Source organism: Comamonas terrigena NBRC 13299, from assembly GCF_006740045.1.
GTDB lineage: Bacteria > Pseudomonadota > Gammaproteobacteria > Burkholderiales > Burkholderiaceae_C > Comamonas > Comamonas terrigena.
Window position 1 is genome coordinate 2246360 of the sequence record NZ_AP019749.1, and the last position, 23412, is coordinate 2269771.

Consider the following 23412-nt stretch of genomic DNA (forward strand, 5'->3'; position numbering starts at 1 on the left):
ATATATATACAAAAGTATTGATGCATAGTTAATTACTCAATATATATCGTCGCTTAGTTATGTAAAGCATATGCGATTTTTTGAGATGCTGAATTTTATAAGTCTGCGCCAGACAGAACAAAGCATGGTACAAACACGACACTCCAGCAGCAATGGGATCGCGCAATGAATGGCGTAAATCCTCAAGCAGGTGGATCTGGATCTAAATCAGATACATTAAATTTTTTTAATGACACTGACATGAATGACGCCATCGAAAAGGCGGAAAATGTATGCTGATAATCCTGATTATTACCCTTAAAAATTTAAACGTTGGTTATGTCAGGCCTGATCTCTTGAAAATTGGTGTTAACAGATGATTGATATCAGTTTGAAGCACGCTGCTTCTATTGTTCGGCCTCTAGATGAAGAAGTTTCATTAAATTATGGATATTATGATGAGCTTTCATCACTAAATTTAAGCATAAAAGATGAAGCTGAGTATGCAATTAAAAAATGGCTTGTCCCCAGCTACTTAAATCCTGAAAATTACAGAGAGACGGAGCATGGTCTTTTTTTGAGAAAAGAGGCATGTCGATTTAAAATTACTTTAAACCATCCATTTGGAGCAGCGTGGCTTCCAGGAATTGACATTGCTGGAGATGTTTATGTAAAAGATGTTTGCGCACGAAGAAAATATCAAAGTGATTTAATGAAATTTCAATTGCTTCTATGGGAGCATAGATTTCCAAATGAGTCATTCAAAACTGCAGACTTGGAAAATTATCGCAATCGCATAGACTCAGGATTTAAAGATTTTCCAGATTATCCTGAAAAATGGGGAGAGCCTGAGTATGCGGCTTGGCCGTGGAAAGATCTGGTTGCTTGGATACAAGATGACAATTGATGTTGTTTTTCTTTGATTAGATCGCCTCTAAGGATTCAAAGAGATATGCATGTTAATTATGAGTTAAATTATTAAAAATTATAGATTTTGTAATTCATAATGAACGATTATGGTTTTAAAAGAGTAATCAGAATAGCGTTATGACTGTAATTAATTTGTTTCGCTGAATCCTTCGGACGAAAATATGATAAACAGAATATTAATTATTGACAAGTATCATAACATTGGTAGATATATGGCGTATTTCTTGCATGTACTCATATAATATTGTTATATATTATGATGATTACAAAAAATATAGCACACTCTCTTCAAGATGCATTGTATGTGACGAGTTTAGATGGCTACTGCCCAGATTTGTTTGTAGGCGGTCGTCCCGATAGAAGACCAGATAATTCCAACGATATATGGGAGTCTAGTGTCGAGTTGATTTATCGTTGCTTGAAATCTGACCTTCTGCATGTCGACTCGGGTTGGATGAAAGCAATGGAATTTGGTGACTTTAACTTTTTTTGTCAAGAAACTTGCGCAACATGATCCATTTGATTTTGCAGATTTCAATGAAAATGGAGCGACGTACTGGTTAGACCCTCTTTTATATGCAACGGAAAGATCTAAAGTATTGCTTTCAAGATATCATATAAATGATTTAGGGAAATATTTGTGCTCCAATTTTATTGCAGAGATAGAAGATATTTTTCTAGAAAATAACGTTCCCTGGGGACGTAATTTTGTATTTAATAGCTACAGATAACTTATATAAATTCATGAAGAAAATAGTATTCTCTTTTTTCCTCGCTGCACTCATAAGTGCTTGTGCCAGCAACCCTCCTGCCAGTCAAACCGACTACAACCCCAAAGAGCAGTCTCGCATTCGTCTTTATGGTCAAAATGGGAAACCAACGCTGATGCGCTATAGCCACAATGGCCAAGAAACCAAAGTCAATGTGGGCGGTGGTATGGGGGATGCTTTCAGTTCTTTTGTCGGCACCGCAAAAAATCAAAGCATTGGTATTCCATCAACGCGTATCAGCAATAATGTGGGAGATCAGAATGGAATTCTGGCCAAAGCTTTTTACAAGGAGTTTGCCGTGCCCAGCACCAGCGCGCTGCGGATTCAAAGCAATTTGATTGGTATGGCCAACTTCAGTCCAAGCGGACAGGCCGTGTCCTACAGCCCCCGCTGCAGCAGCAAGGAGTTCTCCTTCCAGCCAGAAGCGGGTAAAGATTACGAAGTGGCTTCCATCGTGAACCAGCAAGGCTGTGCTGTGGTGGTTTTTGAAGTGCAGGCGAATGGGGAAATCAAGCCAATCACCCGGTAGGACTTAAGAGGTGCAAAGTCTCGCTTAAAGGGCTGTGGTGGTTGCCAATAGCCCTTCTTTGGCAAGTTTTCTGAAGCACAGGCGCTGCTCCCGCTGGCGGCATGGCACATGGGTGCTCGCCCAATTCAACGGAATCCGGGACTTCAGGGAGAAGGCCTCGCCGCTATTCTGGTGGAGGAGCGCTCGAGGTGATCGCCGCCTGTGTCGCTGCAGCCATACGCAATCAGCAGCAGGCTTCAATGCAACAGGTGAATCAGCCATTCACCGGCTGCGCCGGTGTGTCCAACAGCAGAGAACACCAGGTCAGCCAGCCGCCAAATTTGAAAGCCACCTGTGGCAGGTTGCCCACCAGGGCAAAGCCCAGCTTTTCATGCAGCGCACGGCGACCTGTGTTGGCGGCCTTGATGGCGCCAATCTGCGCCTGTATGAGGTCAGCCCTGACCAAGCCCAGTTTGGATAACCGCATGTTCTACCGTGTACTTTGTGGGTCAATTGGGAGTATCGGCCTGTAACATGCAATGCTAAAAAGGCCATTGCAACATCTACCAGGATGTTGGGCAAGTTCGACATCAATCTAGTTATGAAATTATTTCCGGTTTGAGATCGGTACCGTATATTATCTTTGGATTATTAACCGAGAGTTGAGAAAATTATTCATGACCAAGTGAAAGCAAAAGACAGTATCAGATATGGCGTGACTCACAATATACCAGGAATTTATTGATGAAATTAACATTTACATGGGAAAAAATAGCAGGTGGCATCACTCCCTTCTGTGAGTCTTCCGATCAAAATGAAGACGGAATCAGCCTTCTTGCATGTTTGCTAATGGATGATGGAGGGCGAAGATATATAGAAACACTATCATGGATCCATGATGGACTTTTAAGGGTTGACTCTGTCATGCGTGGGTGTTTATCAAATTCAGATTGGGATCGCGAGGCATGGGGGGCAAAAATAGATGGTAATGAAGTAAAAATTTATTCTTTGCATAATGAATATTATTGCGAATTAATTGCTGTTTCTACATTTCGCATGGCATTAGAAGCTTGGGAAAATTTCATTCAATCTGCCCCTGATATGGCGGTAAAAAAAGAAATTTCATTATAATCATTATTTGATAATCGTATTAATGGCCGGCATATAAATAATTTGATTGGGGTGAATAAAATCAGGCAACGCTGAAATGAATTTTAATGAAAATATACTGCCGTAGTCAGGATTTTATGTTATGACTGAAAACTAGTAAATAGTATAAGACTGCATCCATTACCACCCATTACGGTCGTGCTATTGTTTTTAAAAGCTCAGAGAGGTGGCAATTGCTAGAGGTGTGAGGACCAAAATGAAGTGCTATGGTTGTTGTTGCAAACTTCCTCTGACCGTTTCTTTGAAGCACTGATTTTATGCTAGCCTATATAGTTGCAAGCAACATAGGCCGTCCGGAGAGCTGCGAGATACTTGGCTTGAGGGCAAAGTTATACGTAAATTAGGCGTTTTTTAAAAATTTCAACTAAGAGGCGGTGGATATGAATATTTTTGTTGGGGAAAGATGCATGTTTCAAATACACATGAGAGATATGAGGGCTGATGGATATGGATGTTTTACATACAGTGCATCCAATAAGGTTATATTGCAGAGCAATAATATTGTCAATGCATATGATGAAATATACTCTCAAATGGATGTAAATCTTATTCGATATGGTCAAGAAGATTTTTCATCTCTTGCAAATGAGATTATAAAAAATACTCCTCTTATTGTGTATTCAGGTAGTGATAGATCATTTGAAAATTTATCAGTGCAAGACAAATTATTTATGATAGATGCGATATATGGCGCAAAACAAAACAATCCTTTATTTAATTTGGAGTTAGAAGACGCATCATATGAAATAAGGTCTTTGAATGATAAATGTTTTCCTGCTGCTATCTTTGATTTATCGTCTTCAAAATATAATATATTAGGACCTTTTATATATAAATTAGGAGGGGTGGGAAAAATTATATGGGGTTGCTTTGGCGAGTTTTTTGAAGTGGATATTAATCTTTCCTATTTTTACGCTGTTTATTATAAGGCAGCAGAGATAATTAATTTGAAGATGAATACTTGGAAGTTTTCAAAAGATTTCTATGAAAACTCAATAGAAAATGTGAAATGTATTCCTGTGGAGATTGATGGGGATATATTCAATTAAGGGTTGTCGGACGGTTTGCTGCATAAAAATTGATTTTTGCTAAATGAAACAAAAAACGGTCTTCGAGTTGGTTAGGTTAGGCCATCTCATTGCTATATTTTTACTTAGCACAATTTGCATTGTTTTTATTATTGAATTGATAGTAGATCCTTTTATTAAGATCATATTTTTTAATGAGTCATATCATCTTCCATCTTTAAAAATATTTTTTAGATCAGTATTATTTATTGCATTTACAAGTGTTTCTTTTGGATTGCTTTGTTGGATTTATGAAAAATTTTATTTAAGAAGATAAAATCAGAAACATTAATGCAGGTGTTAGCTACGCGACTTTGGCAATTCCGGGAGGTGTTGTAGGGGTGGATTATAGGTACTGGATTAGTAGCATCAGCTGGAAGCGCATTAACCAGTAGATCAGCCATGGATGAGATTATTAAAGTTTGTTCTCAGGAGACTGCATAAAAATTTATCGCAAATGTTTTTTGCATTCTTTTAATACTGAGATCAGAATTAATTCTCTTGTCGATCTTTCTGCTGATTGGGATGCATTTGTGAACATGGTAAATAAGACCTATTAGGTGAAAAGATGAAAAAAATAAAAAATAAAAAATATTTTTTATATATAACTATCGCAATGGGGGTGTTTTTATTATTTGTTTTTTTGCTTGCGAAGTTTAATTTCGGCGAGTATATATTGCTGATATACTGGTTTTATATTTGTGGTAAGAATATTCACGGTTATTTTTATGATGGAAGGATGTTCGCATTTGGGGGGCTGATGTTTCAAAGGGTGAAAATAATGATGAAGCAAGAGTATTTTTTCTCTATATGACATTGATATTGTATTTTGTTCTTTTATCGATTATACTGTTCACGTATTGGCGAATATAATTTTCAGTGGCGTTGTTGCATAAATCGCCTGCTAGGGTTAGGTAGCCTCGGGCGATGAGTCAGTCCCGCAGTCCAAGCCTCGCTACCGCACCACCAACTGGAAGCAATACAACACAGCGCTCAAAGCTCGTGATTCCCTGACCATCTGCCTGGATAAAACCATTTTCTAGTTTGCCGCTGCCAGCGGAAAATGCGGACGCAGCCCGCAGTTCTCGGATACAGCGATTCAGTTCTGTCTGACCATCAAGCAATCTCTTTGGATTGGCCTTGCGCCAGACCACAGGCTTTGTGCAGTCACTACTAACTTTGTCTGGACTGCCGTGGCCACTTCCCGACTTCAGCACGCTGTGTCGTCGTCAGCGCAGCCTGGATGCGCAAGTTACATACCGACCGAGCTTGGCAGGTCTGTTCCTGCTGGTCGACTCCACAGGCATCAAGTTCTAGGCGAAGGCGACTGAAAATTCAAAAAGCATGGGCCGGAGCGTCGCCGCCAGTGGCGCAAGTTGCACATCGGCATCGATGCCCAGACCTTGCAGGTGCGGGCCATCTGCGTCACCTCCAACAACGTCACTGACGCTGCAGTGCCGCCACAGTTGCTGGAGCAAATTCCGGGTGATGAGCCACTTCTGACGGCGACAGGTGATGGCGCCTATGACACCCAGCCCGTACAAGCGACGGTCATTCAGCGCAATGCCACGCCCATCATTGTTCCGAGAAAGAATGCCAGGATGCGCAAAGGCGATTGCCGCATGCAGGTGCTTCGGTCGCGAGCGCTGGAAAAACTGGCGTTATTACCACCGACGCAGCCCGGTGGAGACCAAGATGAATTGCATCAAACGGCTGGGCAAATGTCACGCTCGATTGAGCGCCAGGTCAACGCGCTGCACATCCGCGCAGCCATCCTCAATCGGTTTATTGAACTGGGCTGCCCGCAGACGGTGGCTGTTGTAAGCCATGGTTGGGGAAAGTCTGGCCTGAGGCTGATTTATGCAACAGCGCCCGCTGACTCCATGGCAGGCAGGTAGCAATCAGCAGCAGGCTTCCTGAGCACCAGGTAAATCAGCCATCCACCGGCTGCAACGGTGTTTCCAGCAGCAACTGGTAGAACACCAGATCCAGCCAGCCGCCAAATTTGAAAGCCACCTGCGGCAGACTGCCCACCAGGGCAAAGCCCAGTTTTTCATGCAGGGCACGGCTGCCGGTATTGGCGGCGTCGATAGCGCCAACCAGTGCGTGCACATTGCCGCGCTTGCGGGCCTCGGCGATCAGCGCGTGCATCAGTTGAAGGCCCAGGCCACGCCCGCGCTGGGTGTGGTGTACGTAGACCGAATGTTCCATGGTGTATTTGTAGGCCGGTTGTGGGCGAAACGGCCCGTAGCTGGCGAAGCCCAGCAGGGTTCCGGCAGCGTCTTCCAGACCCAGCACGGGCAGGTTGCCGATGAGCTTGCTGGCAAACCAGGCGGCCATTTGCTCGGGTGGGCGCGGGTGGTAGTCATACAGCGCAGTGGAAGTGGCGATGGCGTGGTTGAAAATGTCCAGAATCGCGCCAGCGTGGCGTTCGGGGGTGCAGGGCACCAGGTGCAGATCGTTCATCGCAAGGTCCTGGCAGCCAGGGCTGCCGTGAAAGAAGGGGATGCCACCGTCGATGCCAGCACATAGCGGGCAGGGCGGTCGCCGGGGTTGGCAAAGACGATGGGCTGGTTGACCACCATGGCCAGGCAGTCGCCGGCCGCCAGTGCCCAGGTCTGGTGGCCTACGGTCAGTGTCATCCTGCCTTCCAGCAGCCACAGTTGCTGCTGGGGCGCGAGGTGTGCGGGCAGGTGGGTGGCGTTGTCAAAGGTCACGCTCTGGCCGGCAGGGAAGGTCACTTCCACCAATTCCAGCGGTGCCCCCAGGCCGGGCGGCGTGAGGTGGCGGCGTTGGTAGCCGCTGCCAGGGTCGGTCCAGCAAGCCTGTTCGGCATGGCGGGCCAGCGGTGAGGGGGGGGTGTCGGCGGGCACGGCATCGAATAGCGTAGCCAACGGCACATCCAGTGCAGAGGCCAGCTTGCTCAGCACTGCTGCCGTAGGGCTGGTTTCGCCGCGCTCGATCAGCGAGATCATGGAGCGGCTCACGCCGCTGCGCTGTGCCAACAGATCCAGTGTGGCGCCCCGTGCCTTGCGCAAGCCACGCACACGGGCAGCGAGAAGGGTGTCGATGTCCATGCATCCATTATGCAAGAAATAAATTCCAGCATCATGGAATTTGCCGCTCTATGGCTTGACTGCGCGTACCGGGGTTGCAGAGAGCTTGGCGGGCAGGCAACCGTTGACCGCGCCTGCGTGAAAAGTTGCGCAGGCCTGGCTCGCAGGCATCGCTGTGCTGTCGCTCCTGCAGTGTGTGGCAGTGGTGGTGCCTGCGCCTTGCAAGGTTGCAGACCATGCTGGAGCCGCTGTCTCGCTCAGCTTCTTGGAGCCCCAATCTCCAGGGCTGGGCATGGCAAAACCTCTGCCTGGCGCATTTCCCGATTTCCAGCCGCATCTGTCACCAGCAAGACAAAGCCGTCGCACAACAGATAATGCGCTGCACCAGCCTGGTGCTACGATTTATCGTGAATATGCGCAGACATATTCATTCAAAAATAATCGGATTGGAGACAAATCACCATGCTTTTGCGCCACACCCTGAATGCCGTCTCTCTGGCCTTGATTTCCATTTTCTGTACAGCTGCCATGGCCGACGGCCTGCCCAATGTGCACAGCAAGGAACGTATCGGTACCGTACAGCAGGTTTACGACGGTGCACTGCTGCCGGATGTGCAGGCCAACACCTTCCGCAATATCGACCGTTTGTTTTCGACCCGCACCATCCACAAGGGGAAGACAGTTTATCCGTTGCCAAAATCCGATGTGCAGCTGAAGAATTTCAGCTTTGCATCCAATGGCAAGAACTACGACTTGTACGATTATGTTTCGATCAACCGCGTCAGCGGCTTGCTGGTGATCAAGAGCGGAAAAATTGCATTTGAAGACTATGAGCTGGGCAACAGCGATCAAACCCGCTGGATGTCCATGTCGGTGGTCAAGTCCATCACCGCAACGTTGGTGGGTATTGCCATTCAAGACGGGTTCATCAAGAGCATCGACGATCCGGTGACCCGGTACCTGCCCGAACTCAAGGGCAGTGCCTACGATGGTGTGTCGGTGCGCAATCTGCTGCAAATGGCTTCCGGCGTGCAGTGGAACGAAACCTATACCGACCCGGCTTCCGACCGCCGCAAGATGCTGGAAGTGCAGAACGCCCAGACGCCCGGGGCCGTGCTCAAGCTGATGGCCCAGTTGCCCCGCGCAGCCGCCCCCGGCACGCGCTGGAACTACAGCACGGGCGAAACCCATGTGGCCGGCGCCCTGGTGCGCGCAGCCGTAGGCAAGCCTGTGGCGCAGTATTTGTCCGAGCGTGTGTGGGCCAAGTTTGGCATGGAGTCCGACGCTACCTGGTGGCTGGAATCTCCCAATGGCCTGGAAGTGGGGGGCAGCGGCCTGTCGGCCACGTTGCGCGACTATGGGCGTTTTGGCCTGTTCCTGATGGGGGGCGGTAAAGTGGGCAATGAGCAGTTGTTGCCTGCCGGCTGGGTGGCCGATGCAGGCAGCCCCAAGATGGTGGACGGCAAACCGGTGGACTACGGCTACATGCTGTGGCCCATTCCCAAGTCCCAGGGCACGCCCAACGAAGGTGCCTTTGAAGCACGCGGCATTTTTGGCCAGCATGTCTACATGAACCCGCGCGAAAACACAGTGATCGTGGTGTGGGGGGCCTTGCCCAAGCCCACGGGCAAGAACACCATCAATGACAATGATTTCTTTGCTGCAGCGGTGCAGGCCTTGCGGTAAGGCATGGGTGAACCATGAAAAGCGCTCGAAAGGGCGCTTTTCTGTTTTGAAGATCATTATTGTTGATCTCTTGTAAAGATAAATATTAATCTTCAGAGAGGATATGGGAAATTCGTTTTATAACACATGAAAACAGAATATTATCTAATTATTTAATAGGGAAATATTCAATAAACTATTTATTGCAATGCGATTGCGCTACATTAATTCATGTTTCACGGTTAGAAAATTATAATTCACGGCTTTGTTCTTCATTGTCCGTTCATGGATTAATGCAAGCAGGTATTAAGAATATAAATGCAGCATCTGGGTTTGCTCATGCACTGAATAATCCGATACCTGTTGCATTGAAAATGCAGCCACCAACGCCTCAAGCGCGCGTGCCAGGGGCACCTGTGGATTCATGGCCTGGTCCGATGGCTGGTGCACTGGCCGACAGCAAGCATCTGTGTACGGCGAATCAACAGCCGCCCAGACCGTCAAAGGCTTGCTATTTACCGCCAGGTCTTACACTCTGATCGTTTATTACGCTGAGCGACTGCGCCGCGATGGGCCGGCGCAGCTTTCCTGATCCACATGTGAGCAAAGTGCTGTCCTGCGGGCCGGGGCGCTTTGCGGCGGCAGTTCTGTACAGGCCCTACTTGGTACCCCTTCACTTTTCCATGGTTGCAACCATTCTTGTTGGCATGCTGTGCGCACACCTGCTGTGCTTTGCAGCGATGTTCCTGCTCATCAGCAAGCGCCTGCATGGCAAGAAGATGGGACTGGACTTTTTTGCCGTGGGCAATCTGCTGTTGGGGCTGGCCTATGTGCTGCAACTGGTGGAAGGCGGGCCGGCCTGGAGTGTGATGAGCGTGGTCAACCACACGCTGACACTGGCGTCCCCGGTGGCCTTTTGGCTGGGGGCCATGCGTTTTTTTGGGCGGCCCGTACCGTTGCTGCGGCCGCTGCTGGTGTTTGCGGCCGTCTACAGCATGGCCCAGGTGCTGGTGCAGTGGAGCCTGGGGCCGGTGGCGCGCTACGCCATGCTGTCGGGCGTTTCGGCGCTGATGTTCCTGCTGATGGCCGGCACGGTGGTCTATGGGGTGCGCACCTTTGCCAAGGACTTGTACGGCGAGATGGTGTTTTTTGCGGCCCTGATCTTTGGCATCTGCGTGCTCAATGCAGTCAAATTCGTCAAATTGCTGAGTGGCGGGCTGGCAGCGCTGCAGATGGATGCCGATTTCCAGCTGGTGTTCTATATCTACATGTCTTTCCTCGCGACGGTGCTGCCGCCATCCATCATCTGGCTGGTGCTGCGCAGGCTGACGGATGAGCTGCGCAATCTGGCAGCGCGTGACCCGATGACGCAACTGCTCAACCGCCGTGGGCTGAACGATGCGCTGCAGCTGTATTTCAACTCCCGCAAGGCCGTGCCGGCGCATGCGCTCATGGTGGACGTGGACCACTTCAAGCGCATCAATGACCGCTACGGCCACCAGGCGGGTGACACGGTGCTGTGCCATGTGGCGCAGGTGTTGCACCACACGGTGCGCCGCGGCGATCTGACCGGACGCATCGGGGGGGAAGAATTTGTCGCCATCTGCCTGGACAGCGATGTGGATGGCGTGATGCAACTGGCAGAACGCCTGCGGGCCGCCATCGAAAGCCAGGCCGTTGCCATGGCGGGCGGGGGGCAGATGCTGCACTGTACGGTCACCGTGGGTGTGTCGCACCACTTTATGGGCGCGCAAGGTCTGGAGGCGGCCATGCAGGAGGCCGATGCCGCCTTGTACCGCGGCAAGGCTGCCGGGCGCAACCGGGTGGAGCTGGCCGCCTGCGCCCAGAATGGCTTGCCCGTCCAGCGCACAGACTGCCCATCCGACACGACCAAGACGGCGATGTAGCCTGCGTGGTGCACGTCCTACGGTGCGGACGGCGCAGGTGTTATCGGGCCACAGGCTCTTGCAGAGCGGGCGAGGCAGCGGAAGGCGCGTCGGTGTCAGGCCCCGTTGGCTTCAGCAATGGCTGCAGATGCTGTGCCAGTGTCGCGGTAGAGAGCTCGCCCACGCGCAACGCGCTCTGGCGACCTTGGGCATCGACAAACACCGTGGTGGGCAGCGCACTGCTGCGCAGCAAGCGGCCCAGTTCCTGGCGTTCATCCAGCAACACCTGGGCGGGAGGCAGCCGCTGCTGGGCCGCGTACTGCAGCACGGTTTCCGGCGACTCTCCCTGGTTGACCCAGAGAAAGCGCACGTCCGGGTGCTCACGCTGGGCTTGCAGCAGGGCGGGCATCTCGCGGCGGCATGGCGGGCACCAGGTGGCCCAGAGGTTGATGACCAGGGGTTGGCCTTGCTGCTGGGCCAGTTGATCCAGCTGCACGGTGCGTGCATCCAGCGCCACGGCGGAGAAGGTGGGCAGTGGTGCCTGACCGGGCGCCATGGCTTGGCGAAGCCCTTGCGCACCCAACCACAGCGCCAGAGCACCGGCAATGCCCACCATGGCGGCGGGGGCCAGCGGATGGCGCCTCAGCCACAGCGTTGCCCCATATAGCAGTACGGCGATCGTGCCCACGCTGGCGGTCCATCCTCCGTCACGGATGTCGAATGCCGCCCAGGCAGGCTGGGCGTAGTGGGGCGCGAACTCCAACACAAAGGCGGCGCGCGCCGCCAGCAAGCCGCAGACCAGTAACAGCCAGCCATGCCAGCCCCAAATCTGCTGGCTGCGCGCGGCCCGGCGCTGGGCCAGGGCATCGCCCAGCCACCAGGCGGCAAACAGTTGCAAGGGGGCAAGGGGCAGGGCCAGAGGGCCGATGCGCAAGACTTCTTCCATCACATATCCGGGTCAAGAGGGAGGGGCGGGCAAGGAGCCCAGTCGCACAGCCTACCGTAGCGCGCCAAGCAGGGTGCTGCGGCATGGATAGCAGCGCACCCGCAGCCAGTCGGCAAAGGGCGCAGAGCTTCAGCGGCGGTCGTGGCATCAGGCGGCAGCTGGCGTGGGAATGCAGCTGGCGCGGCGGCCGTGCCGAAGTGCATCGCAGACCAGCGGGCCAAAAAAATCCCCCGGCCCAAGGCGACCGGGGGGAAGCACAAGCGTCAGCCTGGACGTTGCCCACCGTGGGCGCGCAACAGGCTGACGGTCAGATTGGGCCCTGCTTGCGTTAGGAGGGGATTAAGTACCGATCGCACAAGCCTCGCTACGCCTTTGCCCTGCCTAGTTCAGGACCCAACCAAAGCTGGAATGCAGCGCGTGCCAGCAGCTCCAAAGCATGGGGTGCAGCCTGCGCTCCGGGCGTGTCTGCTGGCCCGATTCGGGCAGCCCCGCGCCAACCACCTGTGCCGAGGCGAGCGATGAGGGCCGAGCACCTGCCAGCCCACACCAATACAGGCCAGTCGTTCAGACGCCCTTGCCCAGCAGCCTTCCGTTGACTTCCACGCCGTACAAGGAGTTGGGGCTGTTGTGAAAGACCTCGCGCGTGCGGGCGATATCCCCATTGAAGCGCGGATCCTGCGGGCGCTCGAAGCTGTTGATGAAAGTGGCCACCTCCCAGGCTTCCTGGTCGCTCAGGTCGTTGTGCAGACCATATGGCATATTGGATTTGATGAAGCTGGCCGCCTTGTCGATCTCGTGCATGCCGGCTCCCCAGTTGTAGGAGTCCTTGCCCCAGAGGGCCGGAAATACCGTCACGCCGTCTTTCTTCTGGCCCTGGCCGCTGTCGCCGTGGCACAGCGCGCACTTGGCCGCATAGACCTTCTGGCCCGCTTCAAAGGTGGGCGCCACCTCGGCTTGGGACAATTTCTGGAAGCCGGCGCCGGGCAATTTTTCGCCAAGGGGGGCTTTTTGCGCCATCCAATAGGCATAGGCTTCCACCGCTACCAAAATGTCGTGGCCATCGTCCGGTGCCTTGCCGTTCATGGAATACATGAAGCAACCACGCACGCGTTCGGCAAAGGTGTCGACATGGTCCGTCTTTTTGCGATAGGCCGGGTACAGCGGGTAGGCCCCCCACATGGGCGCCGCGTTCTTCAGGCGACCGGCGTCCAGGTGGCAGTTCACGCAGTTGAGCGAATTGCCGGAAAAGCCTTTGGCATTCTCGGGCGTGCGCAGGAAGATGGCTTCACCGCGCTGGATCCACTCTCCCATCTTGCTGTCCGGAATCGCGCGCGCATCGGGCACGCTGTATGCCGCCGGTTGCAATACGGCTTGCGCGGTCTGGGCCTGCTTGGCGGCCTGGGCGGCTTTCTCGGCCGCAGCGCGTTGTGCCTTGGGGGTGTCGGGGAGGCTGTAGGCAATGCCGCCGATGGCGGCCACCAGCGGGATGGCGCAAAAAGCCACTGCCAAAGCAGCGCCCAGCGTACCGCTGGCGTGCTGGCGGTCTGCCGTGGTGTGCACAGAAGAGTCCGTGGTCATATCCGGGGTCTGCCTTTCAGTGGGAAGCGGCAGCGCTGCCGTGCTGTTGTTGGTAATAGGCCGCAACGTCCTGGATATCCTGGGGGCTGAGCTTCTGGGCAATGGAGCCCATCAGGCCCAGCGGACCGGCCTGGCGGCTTTTGTTCTTCCAGGCATCCACCTGGGTTTGCATATAGGCCGCGCTCAGATGGCCGATGGCGGGGAAATCCACACCCACGCCAGTGCCGCCCGGTCCATGGCATTTGGCGCAGGCAGGAATGCCGTCTTCCCAACGGCCGCGCTCCACCAGCCAGGCGCCATTGCCATCCTTGGCTTTGGGCAGGGGACCCACTTTGCTCTGGATGGGGAGTTTCAGACTGGCGTAATAGGCCGCGACGTCGGCTTTTTCCGCGTCGGTCAGCGCACGGGCATTGGGCTCCATGGTGGGTGCCTTGCGTCGGCCGGCCGCAAAGTCGTGCAACTGGCGTTCCAGATAGCCTGCAGACTGACCAGCCAGCGGCGGGAAGGAGGCCGTGCCTTCACCGTTGCTGCCGTGGCAGGACGCGCAGGCGGCAGCCCCCTGGGAGCCACCGTTGGCAGCAATCTTGGCGCCGGCGTTGACATCGGCAGCCCATGCGGGAAAGTGGCAGGCTGCGAGCAGGGCGAGGCAGGCCAGCCCGTGGGGAGGGGCCTTGGGGACAGACATAGGGATGACAGAATGGAGAGAGGGCAGAAAAGCTGGGGCCAGCCGCGTGGCGGGAGCCCCAGGCGTGTGCATGCCCCGCAGGCGCACAGACACCCGACAGGCATTGACCCGTTGAAGGTTAGGGGCAAGGGATTAAGTGCGGATTAAGGGCCGTGCACTCGGTCCGAATGTGCCGCTCACCTCGCCGGGCCGGACACAAGGATGGTCCTGGCTGTACACATCAGCGTGCAGCTGGCCGGGCGGATGGTCCCCATGCTTCCAGGATGCATGGTCCGGCCGGTGCCGGGTGCCATCGTCCCGCGCATCACCGGCCGGGGCTGTATAGGCCTGCGCGCCATGGCGGCAGGCAGGAAGTGGCACTATTTGGCGGCCGGCACACTGGCCGCGCGCCCGGGTACGGGCACCGTGGCCACCAACACGCTGGCCAGTGCAATACCCAGGGCCAACAACTGCAGCGGCTGCAGCGATTCACCCAGCAGCAGCACCCCGGTGAGGGCGGCACTCACCGGCAGCAGCACGGTGAAAATACCGCTTTGCGAGGCGGGCACGGTGCGCAGCCCCGTCATCCACAGCCACACGGTCCACATGCTGGCAGCCAGCGCGTACAGCAGCAACAGCCACCACATGCCGCTGGCCACGGCAGCAAAGTCAAACTGCAGCGCCATATAGATGCCCATGGGCGTGGACAGCGCCAGACCCCACAGATTGATGATGGCCGTGATGCGCTTGGGTGGTAGTGCCGCCGTGAGTTTTTTGCCGATGACGGCATATGAGGCCTCGCACAGCACCGCGGCAACCAGCAGCAGATGCCCGATCAGGCTGCGGCTGCCTTCCGTGGACAGGCTGCTGCTATCAGCGTCCGCGCCATGTGCACCCGGGTGGCCGGGTGCAAGTGCCAGCAAGGCAATGCCGGCCACCGCCAGTGCAATTGCCCACCAGGTGCGGGCGTTGGCTTTTTCCTTCAGAAAGATCCAGCTGAACACGGCCACAGCTGCCGGGATGGCCGCCATGATGACGCCGGCCGACACGGCACTGGTCAGGCTGACGCCGGTGATCATGCACAGCGTGAACAAAAAATTGCCGAAAAAAGACTCCAGGAACAGCAGTCCGCGCGTCTGGCGGGTCATCGGCACTTCCACCCCGGTCTTGCGCAGCCACGGCGCCATGGCCACGGCGGCAATCCCGAAACGCAGCCAGGCCAGCAAGAACACAGGGATGGCTGCCACCAGCGGTTTGGTCAGTGCCACATAGCAGCCCACCATGGTCATGCTCAGGCCCAGACAGAAATAGGCCACAGGTTTGGAAGGCGGATGGGACATGGTGCAACGGGGCGAAGGCAAGGGAGAGAGACCGTAAGAGGGCGCCAGAAGGCGGTGCCGGGCGAAAAGCGGATCCCTGGTGTAGGGAACAAGCCGGACTGTTGCCATCAGGCGCAAGCAAAACGCCTGCCATCATGCCGCAAGCGGTCAGGGCCGTGGGTCTCCTGCGTGCGTGTGCGCCTTGCGTATGGGTGGCTTGGTGTCTGGTTCAGCGCATGCGATCGTCCGACTGCGCCGTCGGCAGCCGTTGCAGCCCGTGCTGGAACCAGCCAATGCGTTCGGTATGGCGCACATCCAAAGCCGGCACGTAGGGTTTGATGTCCAGCACCGGCGTGCCATCCAGCATGTCGTTGCCGGTGAAATGTAGGCAGCCTTGCTGCACGCGTTCCAGGCGCACGATGGACAGTCCCAGCCGGTTGGGGCGTGCCGGCGCCCGTGTGGCAAAGACGCCGTGGCTGTGGTCATCCATGAAAGGCACGACCTCTAGTTTTTCGACTGCCTGGTGCAGATGGGTGATGAGCATCAGGAACTCAAAGCCTTCGATGTCGCGCAGGCCGGGCTGGTAGTGCGCCAGCAGCTCCAGTTGCCCTGGGACATTGGCCGCCACCACGGTCTGGATGGGCATGCCCTGAGGGCTGTGAAAGGGGCTGCGCACAAAGCCGATGGGCTGCAGAGTGATGGGGTAGGAAAGCGTGTCAGGAGCGGTCATCGATGGCAGAGGTAGTTTGCGCAGCGTGTGGTGTACGGACCGACGATGCAGTGGCGGCGCGCTTTGGTCGAGTGAAATGCAGCGGATTATTTCGCTATTCTTATTTTGAATAGCGAGGGGTATTATCGTCCTCTATCAAAGGAATAGGGGACATAGCAGGACATGTGTCACACGGCCCGCCGAGCCCCTTGGAACGCCCAGAACCTGCGCTGCAGCATGTGCGCGCGTATTTTTTGCATGACCGATATCCACCGCAAGCCACGCAAACCTGGAAGCGGCCGCAAGGCCATCTACGATGCGCCCATGGGTCGCGTCAATCTGCCGATGACCGCTGTGCAGCGGGCCAAGCTAATGCGCCTGGGCGGGGCCGCCTGGGTGCGCCAGCAGATCGATGTATCACCCGAGCCGCCGCGCCAGGAAGCTGCAGGCTGAACGCATGCCATGCGTTCGGAATGACGCCCCGCCATGGCGTGGTATGCCGGATGCTTGGGGCTTGTGCCACCAGAGGAGATGCAGAGGGAGAGCGGCTGCATCGCAGCCTACCCGACCCAGGCGGCCTCGGGTGCGCATGGTCCCCAGCGACGCAGGTGCCCGGAGCTCTCGCTCTAGCTTTTCAGAAAGTCCAGTAGCACCTGGTTGAATTCCTTGGCGTGTGAGAGGTTGCAGCCATGCGGCCCGCCCTGGATCACATGCAGCTTGCTGCCTGGGATGGCCTGATGCGTGCGTGCACCGCTGGCTTCCAGCGGAACGATCTGGTCGCTGTCTCCGTGCAGTACCAGCGTGGGAATGCGGAACTGGGCTAGATCGTCCCGAAAATCGGTGCGCGAGAAGGCGCCAATGCAGTCGTGCGTGGCCTTGGGCGAAGCCATGGCGGCAATCAGTTTGGCGTATTGGCGCTGGGCTTCGCTGACCAGCAACTCACCGCCCTTGGGGGTGAAGAATTTCTGCGTGAATTCATCCAGAAACGCCAGGCGGTCGGCGCGCACGGTGCGCTCGCGGTCAGCAATGTCCTTGTCGGTGCGCAGGCCGTCGGGGTTGTCGGCCTTCTTGAACAGGCAGGGCGGCACGGCCGCCGCAAACACGGCCTTCGCCACCTGTGCCGTACCATAGGTGGCCACGTAGCGGGCCACTTCGCCGCCGCCCATGGAAAAGCCCACCAGCGTGGCGCCCTTGAGCTCCAGTGCGGTGATCAGCGTGTGCAGGTCCTGGGCCAGCGTGTCGTAGTCATAGCCTTCCCAGGGCTGGCCCGAAGCGCCGAAGCCGCGCCGGTCATAGCTGATGACACGGTAGCCGGCCTCGACCAGCGGCATCACCTGGGCTTCCCAACTGCGGCTGCTCAGTGGCCAGCCGTGGATCAGCACCACAGGCGGGCCATCACCGACATCCTGGTAGTACAGGTGCAAGCCGGGCTGGTTGGAAGCGGTAAGAGGCAGATACGGCATGGCGAACTCCTTGCGGGCGGAAAGGAACGCACAGCGTTGCAAACCACGGGCCGATCGTCTGTAGGCCATTCCTGACAGTGCGCTGCAGCAAGGCGGTGCGCTCGACCATTGGACGTATTTCCCAGGTTGCGGCCCAGGTCAGTCTGCGCTGTGTTGTGCGATTTTTTCTGCACCCCTCCTTAGGTGGTCTGCCGCGCCTGCGCATGGTTGTGCAGCACGCCGCCTGAGCAGGGAGGCCGCGTCTGCATGGCGTGGTGCCGAACAGCGGCGCTCAGTAGCCGCCTTCCTGTACATACGCACGGTTGGCCCGTTCCCAGGCCGCGCGGATGGGGTGCTCGGCATCCGGCCATTTCAGCCGGCTGTGGGCATGCTCGGCATCCCAGCGGCGCTCCCATTCCTGGCGGGTGTAGCTCCATTCCTCATGGCCCTGGCCGCTCTTGCGGCTGTGGTACCCGGCGCGATAGGCCGGAGCGTAGTCATCGTAGGTGTAGGCGTCCGAGTAGTACGGTTCATGCTGGTAGGCATCGCGCCAGTAGGTCTCCTCGGCATCTGGCACCAGGGCCTGGGCCACGGTGTTGCCCGCCAGTCCGCCCACGACGGCCCCCACCACGGATGCCACTGCCGCCGCCCACGGGCCGCCAGCCAGGCCCACTGCGGCGCCCAGAGCCGCGCCACCCGCCACGCCCAGTCCAGTGCCGACGGGGTGATCGCGGCTGGGCTCATCGGTGACCAGATCCACGGGGCGGCGGTGCGAAGTATGGAGATATGTCATGACAGCCTCCTTGCCGGGCCCTGCACGCACGCTGTGTGGCAGTGTCCTGGCTCCATGCTACGCCTGAGGCGCCGCCATGGCACAGCTCCCTTGTTAGGTGAGGTTGCTTGTGTGGCCGCTTCCGGGCCATGTTCCTGTATCGGTGTATCTTTGCTCGTCGGACTACAGCTTGTCCGCTGCGGCATGGAGAGGTAAGAGCGCCGGCCTACATGCCGGGCGCAGGCACAAAAAAGCCCGCCAAGGGCGGGCTGTGGAGATGGCATGCAGCCTGTGCTGCCAGGTGCATGGCCTCTCTCAGGCGTGTTTCAGGCGGAACACGCTGACCATCTGCGACAGATCGCCGGTCTGCTGCTGCATGGACTGCGCGGCTGCGGTGGACTCTTCCACCAGGGCCGCGTTCTGCTGGGTCACCAGATCCATTTCGGCCACGGCGCGGTTGATCTGCTCGATACCGGAGGTCTGCTCCTGGCTGGCCGCAGTGATCTCGCCCATGATGTCGGTCACGCGCTGCACGCTGCTGACGATCTCGTCCATGGTCTGGCCGGCCTGGCTGACCTGCAGGCTGCCTTCCTCGACCTTGTCCACCGAGGCCTGGATCAGTTGCTTGATTTCCTTGGCCGCTTCGGCACTGCGCCCGGCCAGCGAGCGCACTTCGGATGCCACCACCGCAAAGCCACGGCCTTGCTCGCCCGCACGGGCCGCTTCCACGGCGGCGTTCAGGGCCAGGATATTGGTCTGGAAAGCAATGCCATCGATCACGCCGATGATGTCGGCAATCTTCTTGGACGAGGTGCTGATGGCACCCATGGTCTCCACCACCTGCGACACCACCAGACCGCCCTTGACGGCCACGTCCGAGGCGGACAGGGCCAGCTGGTTGGCCTGGCTGGCGTTGTCGGCGTTTTGCTTGACGGTCGACGTCAGCTGCTCCATCGAGGCGGCCGTCTGCTGCAGCGAGCTGGCTTGTTCTTCGGTGCGCGAAGACAGATCGTGGTTGCCCGAAGCAATCTGGCTGGATGCGGTGGCAATGCTGTCGGTGCCCTGGCGCACCTGGCCGACCAGGCGGCCCAGGCTGGCGTTCATGTCGTGCAGGGCCTGCAGCAGCTGGCCGGTCTCATCGGTGCCGGTCACGCGGATGTCGGTGCTCAGGTCGCCATCGGCCACACGGCGGGCCACGGTGACGGCATTGCGCAGCGGGGCGGTGATGCCCTGCGTCAGGCGCCAGGCGCTCACGGCGCCAATGGCCAGGGCCAGCACGGCCAGAATCACGAAATAGGTCTGGCTGGTGTTTTCAATGGCCTGCACTTCGGCGGCCTTGGCGTCCAGACCGGAGCGCTGCAGACTCAGCAACTCGCTCAGCAGCTTCAGATAGCCTTGTGCAGCAGGCACAAAGGCATTGACCAGCGTGGCTTCGGCTTCCTCCGACAGCCCCTCGGCCTTGAGCTGGCTGACCTTGTCGCGGCTGGCGATATAGGTTTTGCGGATGGCCATGATCTTGTCCATGATCTCGCGCTCGGCCGGCAGGGAGATCAAAGGCTCGATCTGCTTGAGCACGTCGGCCGTACCCTTGGCCGTGGCGGCGGCATCGGCAGCCAGGAAGGGCACCAGGCTGGCATCGCTGCTCTTGGCAATGGCCGTGGTGCGGGCCACCGCCACGCTGACATTGCTGTTCCAGTCACTGATCAGGCGCTCCTTGGTCAGCGGCTCCTGCATCATCTGCTGCGTGGCTTTGCCCACGGAGTGCAACTGCCACATGCCGATGGCCGTGATCACCACGGCAAATGCCAGCACCACGGCAAAGCCCAGGCCCAGGCGGGCACCGATATTGAACTTGGAAAAATTCATCGCTTCCATCCATTCCAGAAAAGAAGTCCGCGCAGCCTGAAAGAACACCGTTACGTTGACGGTAGTGGCTGTGGAGCGGAGGGGGAAAAGTTATGCGGAATGGCAGACGCCTACCGCAAAAGTAACAGAACGTTATAGGGATTATCCCGTGAATTGCTTGTGGTGCGATGAAATTTTGCGCTGCATCAAAAATCACTATGGATCACGCAGAGGCCCATAGAAAAGCACAAAGCAGTTGAAAGCCATGCAGGTACAGCATTTGTTTCCGCCTATTCAACCCGGGCAGTTCAAAAACGTCATGAAACACCGATGCGGCGGCGTGGAGAAAAAGAGCCCCCTAGAGCACTCCCCTGCCTTCATGCGAGGCACTGGCATAAAAAAGCCCGCCAAAGGCGGGCTGTGGAGATGGCATGCAGCCTGTGCTGCCAGGTGCAGGGCCTCTCTCAGGCGTGTTTCAGGCGGAACACGCTGACCATCTGCGACAGATCGCCGGTCTGCTGCTGCATGGACTGCGCAGCTGCGGTGGACTCCTCCACCAGGGCCGCGTTCTGCTGGGTCACCAGATCCATTTCGGCTACGGCGCGGTTGATCTGCTCGATACCGGAGGTCTGCTCCTGGCTGGCCGCAGTGATCTCGCCCATGATGTCGGTCACACGCTGCACGCTGCTGACGATCTCGTCCATGGTCTGGCCGGCCTGGCTGACCTGCAGGCTGCCTTCCTCGACCTTGTCCACCGAAGCCTGTATCAGTTGCTTGATTTCCTTGGCCGCTTCGGCACTGCGCCCGGCCAGCGAGCGCACTTCGGATGCCACCACCGCAAAGCCACGGCCTTGCTCACCCGCACGGGCTGCTTCCACGGCGGCGTTCAGGGCCAGGATATTGGTCTGGAAGGCAATGCCATCGATCACGCCGATGATGTCGGCAATCTTCTTGGACGAGGTGCTGATGGCGCCCATGGTCTCCACCACCTGCGACACCACCAGACCGCCCTTGACGGCCACGTCCGAGGCGGACAGGGCCAGCTGGTTGGCCTGGCTGGCGTTGTCGGCGTTTTGCTTGACGGTCGACGTCAGTTGCTCCATCGAGGCGGCCGTCTGCTGCAGCGAACTGGCTTGCTCTTCGGTGCGCGAAGACAGATCGTGGTTGCCCGAAGCAATCTGGCTGGATGCGGTGGCAATGCTGTCGGTGCCCTGGCGCACCTGGCCGACCAGACGGCCCAGGCTGGCATTCATGTCGTGCAGGGCCTGCAGCAGTTGGCCGGTCTCATCGGTGCCAGTCACGCGGATGTCGGTGCTCAGGTCGCCATCGGCCACACGGCGGGCCACGGTGACGGCATTGCGCAGCGGGGCGGTGATGCCCTGCGTCAGGCGCCAGGCGCTCACGGCGCCAATGGCCAGGGCCAGCACGGCCAGAATCACGAAATAGGTCTGGCTGGTGTTTTCAATGGCCTGCACTTCGGCCGCATTGGCGTCCAGGCTGGAGCGCTGCAGGCTCAGCAGCTTTTCGAGCTGCTGCAGATAGGCCTGGGCCACCGGCGCGTAGTCATTCGCCAAAGCTGCATCCGCCTCGCTGGTCAGGCCTTCGGCCTTGAGCTTGCCCACTTTGTCGCGCGTGGCCAGATAGGCTTTGCGGATCTCCAGAATCTTGTCCAGGATCTCTCGCTCGGCCGGCATGGAGATGCGCTTTTCAAACTGATTCAGCAGCTCCACCGCGTTCTTGGAGGAGGCAGCGGCCTCCGCCGCAAAGAAAGGCACCAGGCTGGCGTCGCTGCTCTTGGCGATGGCCGTGGTGCGCGTCACCCCCACCGTGACAAATTTGCTCCAGTCGCTGATCAGGCGTTCCTTGGTCAAGGACTCTTCCAGCATCCGCTGCGTGGCTTTGCCCACGGAGTGCATCTGCCACATGCCGATGCCGGTGATTACCACGGCAAACGCCAGCACCACGGCAAAGCCCAGGCCCAGACGGGCACCAATGTTGAGCTTGGAAAACTTCATCGCATTCATCCATTCCACAGAAGACGTTCACGCAGCCGGAACGGGAACCATGCCATCGGCGCAGGAAAGAGCAGGAAAGCGCAGCAAGCTGTGAATTACCGCAAAAAGTAACTGAAAGTAATACCGATTATCAGAGAATTGCGTAAAGAATGGCGATGAATGGTGTCGCGCAGGCGTAAGCCTGTCTGCTTGCGCTGTGGAATGGCATTGCGTGTCCGCAGGCGGAGCTTGCCCAGGAACACAGTCCAGCGATGCGGCCACTGCGCCAGTCCGGTAAACGCACTGCCCCCGAGTGCTTCCGCCATAGCATATCTGTGCGCGGCAGGCCTGGCGTTGCACGGTGCAAGACAGGGGGCCAACTTCGCCGTGTGCCGCTGCGATCAGACAAAAAACGGCCCCCGGCACCAGATGGCGGCGGGGGCAGAGTAGGTGTGGAGGCGCTGCCGGCTGTTCGCTCAGTATTGCTGCGCCATCGGTAGAGCCACACCGTCTGGTCCGGCCCTCAGAACAGATCAGCGCAGGCCGGTGCCCTCGCCTTGGTCGTCCTTGCGCTCGATCAGTTCGATCTTGTAGCCATCGGGATCCGTCACAAAGGCAATCACGGTGCTGCCGCCCTTGACCGGGCCTGCTTCACGTGTCACGTTACCACCGGCAGCCTTGATCTTTTCGCAGGCGGCATAGGCGTCGGGCACGCCCAGCGCGATGTGACCGTAGGCATTGCCATGGTCGTAGCTTTCGGTGCCCCAGTTGTAGGTCAGCTCGATCTCGGCCTGACCCGGGTTGCCGCCTTCAAAGCCCAGAAAGGCCAGCGAATACTTGTACTCGGGGTTTTCCGAGGTGCGGATCAGCTGCATGCCGATCACGTTGGTGTAGAAGTCAATCGAGCGCTGGAGGTTGCCCACGCGCAGCATCGTGTGGAGGAATCGCATAGTCATGCTGCACATTGTGCCTGCAGTCGTCTCATCCATGCTGCGCCAGGGCTCCGTCCAAACAAGCAGGCCGCGGCACCGGGGATAAGGTGTCGCGGCCTGATTCAGGTGCTTCGGCGGGGAAGTACTTCACATCTCCATATGCCGACGGTTTATCAGCGC

General features: G+C 56.8%; 21 protein-coding genes and 1 pseudogene. 9 read left to right on the plus strand and 13 right to left on the minus strand.

Annotated elements, in window-relative coordinates; all coding sequences use genetic code 11:
* Nucleotides 1-355: 355 nt before the first annotated feature.
* From CT3_RS10180 to CT3_RS10190, 3 genes are all read left to right on the plus strand, one after another.
* Nucleotides 356-886 carry a hypothetical protein gene (locus CT3_RS10180; RefSeq protein WP_127446205.1) on the plus strand — a complete coding sequence of 177 codons (531 nt, stop codon included), beginning with the start codon at nucleotides 356-358 and terminating at the stop codon, nucleotides 884-886.
* Nucleotides 887-1382: 496 nt separating this feature from the next.
* On the plus strand, nucleotides 1383-1640 hold the full coding sequence (locus CT3_RS10185) for a hypothetical protein (RefSeq protein ID WP_127446206.1): 258 nt from the start codon (nucleotides 1383-1385) through the stop codon (nucleotides 1638-1640).
* Nucleotides 1641-1653: 13 nt separating this feature from the next.
* Nucleotides 1654-2208 (plus strand): hypothetical protein, encoded by a 555-nt coding sequence (locus CT3_RS10190; protein ID WP_066534248.1) that lies wholly within the window; start codon nucleotides 1654-1656, stop codon nucleotides 2206-2208.
* A gap of 253 nt (nucleotides 2209-2461) precedes the next feature.
* Here the strand turns inward: CT3_RS10190 and CT3_RS10195 are convergent, their stop codons facing one another.
* A complete protein-coding gene (locus tag CT3_RS10195) occupies nucleotides 2462-2674 on the minus strand; it encodes a GNAT family N-acetyltransferase (RefSeq protein WP_127446207.1) in 213 nt (70 codons plus the stop codon).
* A 257-nt stretch (nucleotides 2675-2931) separates the two neighbouring features.
* Between CT3_RS10195 and CT3_RS10200 the strand changes: the two genes are divergently transcribed.
* The 3 genes and pseudogenes from CT3_RS10200 to CT3_RS21565 all read left to right on the plus strand — a co-directional run.
* Nucleotides 2932-3318 carry a DUF5376 family protein gene (locus CT3_RS10200; protein WP_127446208.1) on the plus strand — a complete coding sequence of 129 codons (387 nt, stop codon included), beginning with the start codon at nucleotides 2932-2934 and terminating at the stop codon, nucleotides 3316-3318.
* A gap of 419 nt (nucleotides 3319-3737) precedes the next feature.
* Nucleotides 3738-4406, plus strand: a complete 669-nt coding sequence (locus CT3_RS10205; protein ID WP_127446209.1) for a hypothetical protein — start codon at nucleotides 3738-3740, stop codon at nucleotides 4404-4406.
* 962 nt (nucleotides 4407-5368) lie between these two features.
* Nucleotides 5369-6244: pseudogene (locus CT3_RS21565) on the plus strand (IS5 family transposase); the annotation flags it as partial.
* A 112-nt stretch (nucleotides 6245-6356) separates the two neighbouring features.
* Here the strand turns inward: CT3_RS21565 and CT3_RS10215 are convergent.
* Both CT3_RS10215 and CT3_RS10220 read right to left on the minus strand, forming a co-directional pair.
* Nucleotides 6357-6890 carry a GNAT family N-acetyltransferase gene (locus CT3_RS10215; protein ID WP_218568118.1) on the minus strand — a complete coding sequence of 178 codons (534 nt, stop codon included), beginning with the start codon at nucleotides 6888-6890 and terminating at the stop codon, nucleotides 6357-6359.
* Nucleotides 6887-7501 carry a helix-turn-helix domain-containing protein gene (locus CT3_RS10220; RefSeq protein WP_066534244.1) on the minus strand — a complete coding sequence of 205 codons (615 nt, stop codon included), beginning with the start codon at nucleotides 7499-7501 and terminating at the stop codon, nucleotides 6887-6889. Before CT3_RS10220 ends, CT3_RS10215 begins: the two co-directional genes overlap by 4 nt.
* 441 nt (nucleotides 7502-7942) lie before the next feature.
* Here CT3_RS10220 and CT3_RS10225 point away from each other — a divergent pair, with 441 nt between their 5' ends.
* On the plus strand, nucleotides 7943-9166 hold the full coding sequence (locus CT3_RS10225) for a serine hydrolase domain-containing protein (protein WP_083520326.1): 1224 nt from the start codon (nucleotides 7943-7945) through the stop codon (nucleotides 9164-9166).
* A 662-nt stretch (nucleotides 9167-9828) separates the two neighbouring features.
* The gene (locus CT3_RS10230; protein ID WP_066534242.1) at nucleotides 9829-11052 is read left to right on the plus strand and encodes a GGDEF domain-containing protein; all 1224 of its coding nucleotides are present in this window, start codon (nucleotides 9829-9831) and stop codon (nucleotides 11050-11052) included.
* 40 nt (nucleotides 11053-11092) lie between these two features.
* Here the strand turns inward: CT3_RS10230 and CT3_RS10235 are convergent, their stop codons facing one another.
* The 5 genes from CT3_RS10235 to tsaA form a co-directional block, all read right to left on the minus strand.
* Complete coding sequence (locus tag CT3_RS10235; RefSeq protein WP_066534240.1) at nucleotides 11093-11977, minus strand: TlpA disulfide reductase family protein; 885 nt, start codon at nucleotides 11975-11977, stop codon at nucleotides 11093-11095.
* Between the two features lie 564 nt (nucleotides 11978-12541).
* A complete protein-coding gene (locus CT3_RS10240; RefSeq protein ID WP_066534237.1) occupies nucleotides 12542-13555 on the minus strand; it encodes a c-type cytochrome in 1014 nt (337 codons plus the stop codon).
* Between the two features lie 16 nt (nucleotides 13556-13571).
* Nucleotides 13572-14240, minus strand: coding sequence for a c-type cytochrome (locus tag CT3_RS10245; protein ID WP_066534233.1), 669 nt, complete (start codon nucleotides 14238-14240; stop codon nucleotides 13572-13574).
* 359 nt (nucleotides 14241-14599) lie between these two features.
* The gene (locus CT3_RS10250) at nucleotides 14600-15559 is read right to left on the minus strand and encodes a DMT family transporter (protein ID WP_066534232.1); all 960 of its coding nucleotides are present in this window, start codon (nucleotides 15557-15559) and stop codon (nucleotides 14600-14602) included.
* 208 nt (nucleotides 15560-15767) lie between these two features.
* Nucleotides 15768-16268, minus strand: a complete 501-nt coding sequence (gene tsaA, locus CT3_RS10255; protein WP_066534229.1) for a tRNA (N6-threonylcarbamoyladenosine(37)-N6)-methyltransferase TrmO — start codon at nucleotides 16266-16268, stop codon at nucleotides 15768-15770.
* A 237-nt stretch (nucleotides 16269-16505) separates the two neighbouring features.
* Here tsaA and CT3_RS10260 point away from each other — a divergent pair, with 237 nt between their 5' ends.
* Nucleotides 16506-16700 carry a hypothetical protein gene (locus tag CT3_RS10260; RefSeq protein ID WP_066534228.1) on the plus strand — a complete coding sequence of 65 codons (195 nt, stop codon included), beginning with the start codon at nucleotides 16506-16508 and terminating at the stop codon, nucleotides 16698-16700.
* A gap of 173 nt (nucleotides 16701-16873) precedes the next feature.
* On the opposite strand, the gene CT3_RS10265 is transcribed toward CT3_RS10260, so the two are convergent.
* The 5 genes from CT3_RS10265 to gloA form a co-directional block, all read right to left on the minus strand.
* Complete coding sequence (locus tag CT3_RS10265) at nucleotides 16874-17710, minus strand: alpha/beta fold hydrolase (protein WP_066534227.1); 837 nt, start codon at nucleotides 17708-17710, stop codon at nucleotides 16874-16876.
* 271 nt (nucleotides 17711-17981) lie between these two features.
* On the minus strand, nucleotides 17982-18482 hold the full coding sequence (locus tag CT3_RS10270; RefSeq protein ID WP_066534226.1) for a hypothetical protein: 501 nt from the start codon (nucleotides 18480-18482) through the stop codon (nucleotides 17982-17984).
* A 294-nt stretch (nucleotides 18483-18776) separates the two neighbouring features.
* The gene (locus CT3_RS10275; protein ID WP_066535939.1) at nucleotides 18777-20327 is read right to left on the minus strand and encodes a methyl-accepting chemotaxis protein; all 1551 of its coding nucleotides are present in this window, start codon (nucleotides 20325-20327) and stop codon (nucleotides 18777-18779) included.
* Nucleotides 20328-20770: 443 nt separating this feature from the next.
* Complete coding sequence (locus CT3_RS10280; RefSeq protein WP_066534225.1) at nucleotides 20771-22321, minus strand: methyl-accepting chemotaxis protein; 1551 nt, start codon at nucleotides 22319-22321, stop codon at nucleotides 20771-20773.
* 512 nt (nucleotides 22322-22833) lie between these two features.
* On the minus strand, nucleotides 22834-23250 hold the full coding sequence (gene gloA / locus CT3_RS10285; RefSeq protein WP_066534223.1) for a lactoylglutathione lyase: 417 nt from the start codon (nucleotides 23248-23250) through the stop codon (nucleotides 22834-22836).
* Nucleotides 23251-23412: the final 162 nt, after the last annotated feature.

What these genes read in the sequence shown, in the direction of transcription:
- CT3_RS10260 (WP_066534228.1), top strand. Translation starts at nt 16,506, where the DNA reads ATGACCGATATCCACCGCAAGCCACGCAAACCTGGAAGCGGCCGCAAG.
- tsaA (WP_066534229.1), bottom strand. Translation starts at nt 16,268, where the DNA reads ATGACCGCTCCTGACACGCTTTCCTACCCCATCACTCTGCAGCCCATC.
- CT3_RS10235 (WP_066534240.1), bottom strand. Translation starts at nt 11,977, where the DNA reads ATGGAAGAAGTCTTGCGCATCGGCCCTCTGGCCCTGCCCCTTGCCCCC.
- CT3_RS10250 (WP_066534232.1), bottom strand. Translation starts at nt 15,559, where the DNA reads ATGTCCCATCCGCCTTCCAAACCTGTGGCCTATTTCTGTCTGGGCCTG.
- CT3_RS10225 (WP_083520326.1), top strand. Translation starts at nt 7,943, where the DNA reads ATGCTTTTGCGCCACACCCTGAATGCCGTCTCTCTGGCCTTGATTTCC.
- CT3_RS10240 (WP_066534237.1), bottom strand. Translation starts at nt 13,555, where the DNA reads ATGACCACGGACTCTTCTGTGCACACCACGGCAGACCGCCAGCACGCC.
- CT3_RS10280 (WP_066534225.1), bottom strand. Translation starts at nt 22,321, where the DNA reads ATGAAGTTTTCCAAGCTCAACATTGGTGCCCGTCTGGGCCTGGGCTTT.
- CT3_RS10180 (WP_127446205.1), top strand. Translation starts at nt 356, where the DNA reads ATGATTGATATCAGTTTGAAGCACGCTGCTTCTATTGTTCGGCCTCTA.
- CT3_RS10205 (WP_127446209.1), top strand. Translation starts at nt 3,738, where the DNA reads ATGAATATTTTTGTTGGGGAAAGATGCATGTTTCAAATACACATGAGA.
- CT3_RS10190 (WP_066534248.1), top strand. Translation starts at nt 1,654, where the DNA reads ATGAAGAAAATAGTATTCTCTTTTTTCCTCGCTGCACTCATAAGTGCT.
- CT3_RS10270 (WP_066534226.1), bottom strand. Translation starts at nt 18,482, where the DNA reads ATGACATATCTCCATACTTCGCACCGCCGCCCCGTGGATCTGGTCACC.
- CT3_RS10200 (WP_127446208.1), top strand. Translation starts at nt 2,932, where the DNA reads ATGAAATTAACATTTACATGGGAAAAAATAGCAGGTGGCATCACTCCC.
- gloA (WP_066534223.1), bottom strand. Translation starts at nt 23,250, where the DNA reads ATGCGATTCCTCCACACGATGCTGCGCGTGGGCAACCTCCAGCGCTCG.
- CT3_RS10265 (WP_066534227.1), bottom strand. Translation starts at nt 17,710, where the DNA reads ATGCCGTATCTGCCTCTTACCGCTTCCAACCAGCCCGGCTTGCACCTG.
- CT3_RS10275 (WP_066535939.1), bottom strand. Translation starts at nt 20,327, where the DNA reads ATGAATTTTTCCAAGTTCAATATCGGTGCCCGCCTGGGCCTGGGCTTT.
- CT3_RS10220 (WP_066534244.1), bottom strand. Translation starts at nt 7,501, where the DNA reads ATGGACATCGACACCCTTCTCGCTGCCCGTGTGCGTGGCTTGCGCAAG.
- CT3_RS10215 (WP_218568118.1), bottom strand. Translation starts at nt 6,890, where the DNA reads ATGAACGATCTGCACCTGGTGCCCTGCACCCCCGAACGCCACGCTGGC.
- CT3_RS10245 (WP_066534233.1), bottom strand. Translation starts at nt 14,240, where the DNA reads ATGTCTGTCCCCAAGGCCCCTCCCCACGGGCTGGCCTGCCTCGCCCTG.
- CT3_RS10230 (WP_066534242.1), top strand. Translation starts at nt 9,829, where the DNA reads ATGGTTGCAACCATTCTTGTTGGCATGCTGTGCGCACACCTGCTGTGC.
- CT3_RS10195 (WP_127446207.1), bottom strand. Translation starts at nt 2,674, where the DNA reads ATGCGGTTATCCAAACTGGGCTTGGTCAGGGCTGACCTCATACAGGCG.